Source organism: Rufibacter glacialis (assembly GCF_008271745.1).
Classification (GTDB): Bacteria; Bacteroidota; Bacteroidia; order Cytophagales; family Hymenobacteraceae; genus Nibribacter; species Nibribacter glacialis.
The window spans coordinates 203,801-210,677 of record NZ_VKKZ01000026.1; the positions used below are offsets into that span (position 1 = coordinate 203,801).

General features: G+C 37.6%; 7 protein-coding genes. All 7 read right to left on the bottom strand.

The features are described 5' to 3' along the window. Positions 1 to 725: 725 nt before the first annotated feature. The 7 genes from yiaA to FOE74_RS21105 all read right to left on the bottom strand — a co-directional run bounded on the left by yiaA (position 726) and on the right by FOE74_RS21105 (position 6,706). The gene (gene yiaA / locus FOE74_RS21075; protein ID WP_149100622.1) at positions 726 to 1,145 is read right to left on the bottom strand and encodes an inner membrane protein YiaA; all 420 of its coding nucleotides are present in this window, start codon (positions 1,143 to 1,145) and stop codon (positions 726 to 728) included. 81 nt (positions 1,146 to 1,226) lie between these two features. Next, positions 1,227 to 1,790, bottom strand: a complete 564-nt coding sequence (locus FOE74_RS21080; RefSeq protein WP_149100623.1) for a Crp/Fnr family transcriptional regulator — start codon at positions 1,788 to 1,790, stop codon at positions 1,227 to 1,229. A 102-nt stretch (positions 1,791 to 1,892) separates the two neighbouring features. Then, positions 1,893 to 3,320: a gluzincin family metallopeptidase gene (locus FOE74_RS21085; protein ID WP_149100624.1), complete on the bottom strand. Its 1,428-nt coding sequence runs from the start codon at positions 3,318 to 3,320 to the stop codon at positions 1,893 to 1,895. A gap of 90 nt (positions 3,321 to 3,410) precedes the next feature. Continuing rightward, positions 3,411 to 4,538 (bottom strand): serine hydrolase domain-containing protein, encoded by a 1,128-nt coding sequence (locus FOE74_RS21090; protein ID WP_149100625.1) that lies wholly within the window; start codon positions 4,536 to 4,538, stop codon positions 3,411 to 3,413. Positions 4,539 to 4,718: 180 nt separating this feature from the next. Then, complete coding sequence (locus FOE74_RS21095; protein ID WP_149100626.1) at positions 4,719 to 5,387, bottom strand: hypothetical protein; 669 nt, start codon at positions 5,385 to 5,387, stop codon at positions 4,719 to 4,721. 90 nt (positions 5,388 to 5,477) lie between these two features. After that, on the bottom strand, positions 5,478 to 6,029 hold the full coding sequence (locus FOE74_RS21100) for a hypothetical protein (protein ID WP_149100627.1): 552 nt from the start codon (positions 6,027 to 6,029) through the stop codon (positions 5,478 to 5,480). 89 nt (positions 6,030 to 6,118) lie between these two features. Then, the gene (locus tag FOE74_RS21105) at positions 6,119 to 6,706 is read right to left on the bottom strand and encodes a hypothetical protein (RefSeq protein ID WP_149100628.1); all 588 of its coding nucleotides are present in this window, start codon (positions 6,704 to 6,706) and stop codon (positions 6,119 to 6,121) included. Positions 6,707 to 6,877 lie beyond the last annotated feature (171 nt).

A 6,877-nucleotide genomic window follows, 5' to 3' on the forward strand; every position in this document is an offset into this window, starting at 1 on the left:
CTACCAATATTTTCCGTAGTTTAGAACACCTCCGTTAGGTTTTAAGAAATGCCAAGGCAGTGTTTCAGGGCAGTTTTCTCTAAAACCTACCATAAATGGCAAAAAGCTTTTTCCAGTCTTTTACAAAGGAAGAAAGCTCTATGGCGTAGGTTATTTCCCTAGCGTGGCAAGGCTTTTTTTCTGCTCTAAACGTCTAGCTTTAATTCTCCAGGCGAATGTTCTCCCTGTGGCTGAGTAGTGAATTCAGTCAGCCGTTCTTGGGCACTTATGCTCTTTTAGAGTAGGTCGCCAGAGTGTTAAATCAGAATTGTTTCAACCCCTTGCACCAACAGTGAGGAGCCTAGGCTTTTACAGGAATTTCCTCCACCAGAAGTGGCCCAGCAAGACTTCTAACCATGCCCGTGTGAATTTGCGCCAACGTTGGCATTAAGATATTAAAAAAAGGCAACTAGTTAAAATAATCTTTTTATTCTTGATAAATGCGTGGGGGTATTTCTATTTGACCAGCTTAATAAAAGATGGCCGCTTTGGTTTTACTCTCTTTGTCAAAAAACAAGGGGTAATCTGTTCTGCCACATCCTAGCTATGGGCGGTGGGCAGCATGCTAATCTGGTTCTATGCAGGGAGGTTCTCCTGGAGAAGGTAATATGGTAAAAGGAAAGGCCGCTTGGGAGAAGTCTCAAGCGGCCTTTATGTTGGTAGAATTTTCCTTGCCAACCGAGCGATTAATAAACCTCCACCTTATTCTGAGCAGGCACTTCATTGCTTAAACTGTCTCTGGTGTTTTTCTGAACCGTAATAGCTGCGAAAAGACTAAGTAGAAACGACATTCCGTAAAAGCCTTTCTCACTCAGAAGCAAATCAGCGTTCCAAAGCCCAACTGTGAGTAACACCAGTGCCACGATGGTAGAAAACCAGCTAAGCCCATAATACATGTTGGAAACAGGAATACCATCTAATTGGTCACGCACACTTTTCTGAAGGGAGATAGCTGAGAATAAACCATATAGGAGAATGGTAAAGTAATACCCTTTTTCATTCAGCATCATGTCGGCGTTCCAAAGCCCTATTATGTAGGCGCTAATACCTGTCAGTAGAACCGCATAAGAAGCGGCCGCAAACACATTGGATGGTTTCTGATTCATCTTTGTTTTTCGTTAAGTGATGAATCAAAGGTATCGCAGGCCCTACTCCTTTCTTTTGACATTTGTCAAAAAAGGAAAATGTTACCCTTGGCTTCTTATCCTGCTCAGCGTTTCCTGGCTAATGCCTAGGTAAGATGCCGTTTGCCCAAGGGAGATTCTGTGAAGTATGTGCGGAGAGTTTTCTATCAACTGCTCGTAGCGCTCGCGAGCCGTTTTAAACTGCATGGCCATAAACCGCTCTTCCAGTCTAATGTAGTACTGTTCATTGATAATGCGTACCAGGCGCTCAAGGTCTTTATGCGCATCAAACAACTGGTTCAAGGCTTCAAAACTAATGCTCCACAAGGCGGAATCCTCTAAAGCCTGTATGTTTTCTACAGATGGCTTTCGGGAAATAAAGCTATAAAAAGACGTAACGAAATTATCTTCGAACCCAAACCAATAAGTGACTTCCTTCCCATCTAGGTTATAATACCCACGCAGACAACCTTTTTCAAGAAAGTATAAATTGTTGCACACCATTCCTTCTTTAACTAAAAAGGAATTCCTTGGGATCTCTACTTTGGTTAATGTTTTGCAAAGAGCATCCCACGCTCCAGAAGGGATAGAATGGTATTTTGATATGCAATGGTACAATGCATTCATCTTTAGGCTCTTTTGCTTCGGATATAGGAATAGGATTTCTTCTGCCGAATTTCGGAATATATTTTCATGCAATGGAGCCTAACGGTTGGGCTAAAAAGTGGTTTAACGCTTTTTAGCTGTTGTTGTGGATAGTTGTCTATTTACTTCTTCAATCAAGTTCTCTTTTGATTTTTCATGGAGTATATACTTTTCCTCAAAAGCAGAATAGGTTTTTGGTGAAATACCGCTTTTCATGAAACTGCTTTTAAAGAACGGATAGTCAGTAGCTTCTCCTTTAGAGGAAGCTACTAAATTCAACCACTTCCACATCTTCTGCACCCCAATTTCTTTTTCCAGAACCGTTAACAGCAAAGGAATATAATTGTATTTATAAGCGTCATTCAATGGTGTAGTTGCCTTTAGTTTATCTAATGGGATCAGCTGCTTTATTCCTTCAGTGGCCTTTAGGTAGTTTGAGAGCTTTTTTTGATATGCTTTCCTGCCAAACTTGTCTTTCACGAATTGAAGGGAAAGGTATTCATTCACCCCCTCCAGAAACACCCATTTCAAATCTGAATTTGGCGTAAATATAGTTCCAAAGTAGTAGTGGGCTAGTTCATGGGCAATCATGGAGTAGCTTGCGGTGTCTACTGCCAGATGGGGGTTATTGCTAAATAGATTATGCAAGGTGAACTGGCGCCCAACTAAGGCTACCGTAGGGTAGGTGACAAAAAGCCAGGCGCTATATTTGGAAACAGGGGTAGTTTCCAGATAAGAAATCTTACTGCCATAGGGGATCTTCATTTTGTCTGAGTAGAAATCAACCATTGAATTGGTTAATTGACTTAGCATGTCACGTTCCTGGGGAGAAAGGGTGGTGTTTATAAAATGAATCCCTTGTTGTTGCAGAAAAGTAAAATCGCCTGAAAAAAGCAACATCGGAACAGGGGAGTTTGAGGAAAAAGTATTGGCTCCCCCTGTTTTAGGGATACCGCCATTCAGATAAGTCGCGCCACCATCTTCATTATTTACCTTTATGGTGTAAGTGTAGTTATTGATTACTTTATCATTCTTCACATCATAAAGAATAGGGTACCAAGCTGATTGCTCAGTCATTCTGACAGTAGCTCCATTAAAGGCAATGTTCCCTTTCCAATCACCTGATGCATACATTTGAGTAGTATCTGGAGAAACCGGAAAGGCGCCAGTATAGGAAAACGTAAGAGATTTTGGAAGGAATTTACCTTGGGAGGGCTTGGTAGTGAGAGTATACTGGAAGGCTTCGCTACTTTTATCGTTATATGATTTACTGTAGTGGTATTTGGTTTCTCCAGTTTCATCCGTGATTCTGGCAATATTAAAACCTGTGTTCAACCAAATGGTGTAATCCTCAAGCGAGGGAATGTTGGACAAGTTGAATGCACAGTTGATGGTTCCCTTTTTCGTGGACAATGTTATCTCTCCCGAAAGATGAGGTATTTGTGCGAATGCGTTAAGGCTAAAGAGAAGTAAAATTATTGGAAGAAGAAGAATTGTTGTAATCTTATGCATTTTCATTTCTATAAGCTTCACATAACGGTTAGTATAAAGGGCGGAGGAGGCCGGCGGCCGAGGCGGGCTCTTATATAATGTTATGGGCTTTTATAATTCCTTTATGTCAGTTAGTAAGTTTCTCATTGTATTCCATAGTTTGCCTTGTGTTTCGGGTCCACTTTGATTTGTAATTATGGAGACTCCTAACTTATACTTAGGAATAATTAGAAAGTAGTTTTGTGTACCAAATGCGCCACCGTGTATGCTGTAATAGATACCATCTTTAGCGTTATTAATTATTGGCCACAGATACCCTATTTGTATATCATTTTCAGTAAAAAGTAATTGATGAGATTCTGCTGCTGCTAAATTGTTGATATCAAGCTGAAACTTCATATAATTTACTAAATCAGAAGTGGTTGATTTTATACCACCATCTGCTCCCCATAAAGTATTTGCGAAATGAGGAACTAGTTTATTCGTTTCTCCATAGCCATTCGCTAACCTTTTTGATTCTTCTGCTGATAATTTCACTTTGGTATTTTTCATTCCAGCTGGTTTGCAAATAAATTTTTGTAATAACTGGTCGTAAGTCATTTTATAAACTTTTTCTAAAATGTAAGCCATTACCTCTGTATCAGCATTTGAGTAGTTAAAGCTAGTTCCAGGTATAGCAGCAATTTTTACAGTTTGTAAGTCACCCAAAAAATGGGTTTTACTATAGTTTTTTTCTATCTCATATATTTTAAATGGAAGTTTCTCATCAATATTTTCGAAGAGAGCATCTATGCTGGTTGGTAAAGACCTTGGAAGTCCAGAAGTATGAGTAATAAGATGTTTTATTTTTATAGGACTATTATTGTATTCTAAGTTCGGGAAATCTCCCTCAAGATACAGTCGAATATCATCGTCCAAATTAATTTTCTTATCTAGGATAGCTTGAGCGACCAAAGTCCCTGTGAAAGATTTGCTAACAGAAGCAATTTCATAGATTGTGGCATCTGTTGGTTTATTACCTATTCCCTTATCCAATTCTCCAAAATGCCCTGTGTAGATTTTTCCATCTTTATAAATACCGATTGAAACTGAATTTATTTTAGGATCAAGAAGCAGAGAATCGGCATTTTTTTCTATTGAAATATCAACAAGATCAGATTTGCTATTTGTAATGTCTTTTGAATGTTTATTGCAACTTAAAATTGTAATCCCAAGAATCAAAAGGATAATTAACTTCATTTTTTAGGTTTTTTATTGTTCATAACGGTTGTAAATATGGGCAGTGGCAGTTTGTGGGCTTGGTCACTATCCTCCATTATAAAACTTGATGCGGGGCAGTAAGCTTCAAAATACTGCTCCTCCGCCATTGGCTATATTGCGTGTTATCAATTTTTTAATTCAAATAGTAGAGTGCTATATTCACCAGAAGTATGCACCGATACCTATTTTTATTGTTGTTAGATTTAATTTTTGAGTAAGAGGGTCAAAAATCTCATTGTCAATATCATCATAAGAATTGCTTAGATCAGCATTTACCTTAGGTTGATAAAGTTCATATGATAATCTTATAAACCAAGTATCATTAAATCTGTTTTCTAATCCGAAATTCAAAGCAATGGCTGAAGTCGAGAAAAGTGGAGGTAGTTTATCATATTCAAAATCTGTACCTCTATTTGTGCTAACAATATTACCATTGGCGACTAGGTACCGATCAATAACTTTTCTTGAGCTAATAGCGATAAATGGCGATAATTTGTAGTTGTCTAACTCATAGAGTTGATACATTGCTTCTAACCCAAAATTGGTGAAGAAAATAGATTCTCGATATGTATCGTCATTTCCAACAGGCCTTGCTGGCATAAAATCGAATCCTACTTGAGGTGTAAAATATGTTTTAATCTCAGGGAGGAAAATTGCTGCTCCTATTATAGCTCCCGCTCCAAAATCAAACTTCTGTCCTAGGTCTTTGTTAGCGGGTAGAGTGAGAAAAAAATCAAATCTTGCATCTACAGTGGCTTTTTCTTGTGCTTTTGATACATCCACTAGAAAAATTAATAATAAGGCAAATAGTATAATTTCCTTTTTCATTATGTTAATTTATTTCTGAACGATAATTATTGATAACGTATTGGGCTTTGCTGTGGCATAGCTACAGCAAAGGCGTAGTTGCCAAAGGGTTTATTTATTAAATTGAATATACTTTTTAATATTATCATGAATATTTTTTTCAACCCAGATTGTATATTCTTTCTCTTCTTTCTCTCTATTAATTTTTTCATAATAGTAACCACTCTTCTCTATGAACTCATTCCATGGTGAACCAATGTTAAAGGTATCTTTTTGAGTTTTGAGGTCATAAAGACCATAATAATATCCTCCTCTAGAAAAGACTAAAAACCGATTGTCTATAAGTTTAATATTTGGATTTTGATAATGATAACCCGCTTCAGCGTAGTTGAATAGTATGGTCCTGTTATCCATCCATTCACGCTGTTTGGGGTTTATCCCATCCATATTTATCTCAACATATACATCCTTAGGATTGGTATCTTTTTCAAGTTGGAGTACATAATAGCCTTGGTCCCCAATGCCCCAACTATCCATATAGAAAGCGTAATTATATTGGCCTGTAGTTTCTATATGTTCTTTATAGTCCAGATAATTAGATGAACATCCTGTAATTGAGAAGCAAGTCAGGATATATATTGTTAGGATTACCAGTTTGTTCATTTAAATCTTTGCTAACGGACTAGTATAAACGACGGCAAGGCCGTCGGCCGAAGCTGACGTTTATACAGTGTTGTGCGTAGTTGTTTTTTTTAGATACTGCCCGCGCTTACCAGATTTGTTGTTTGTTTTGCGCCAACTACAATACGTTTCCAGTAATCTTCTTTATAAACAAAGGCTTCCCATTCAAAATCTGATTCATAACCAAAAATCAGCAAGAAGCTTTCCTTGTCGGACAATTCCTTTTGGTGATTACACCCTCTGATAATTTTATGCAGATAATCCATTTCATGGGTTGTATCACCATTAGGATAGGTAACTAGGACTTTTAACTCTGAATTGGTGATTAGAAGATGCGCAACTTCTTGATAAAGTCCACCATTGAAATTGTTTTCATGTTCAAATGCGACTTTTATCTGTCTGAACCAGTAAGTATTTTCTTGTATGCCAGGAACTAAATCCTCATCTGTATAAAGGACTGAGTCGATAGAATAATAGTCCTTTGCGTAACATTTCAGGTTCAACTTGTCTGCCACATCTCTAAGAATACATTCCTCACTTGACTTTATCAAGTTTGTATAGACTTTCGAGTTTCTCCAATCCGTTAAAAGTATTTCTTTTCTGTTGGTAACAGAATCTAGCCAAGCTGAAAAGAATAATTCTGAATTTAATAAGGCCATAGTTAATTTTTTTTATTTAGTAAGTTTATATTTTTCAATTACTCCCAACTTCTATATAACTCCCCTAAGCGGCTTCCTTTTTCAGTTCAAAGAGCCTCCGCTCTAGGTATATTATCTTCGCCTGCCTGTACTTTTTCTGATAGGCAGTCAGCTCAACAGGGCTGAACTCCT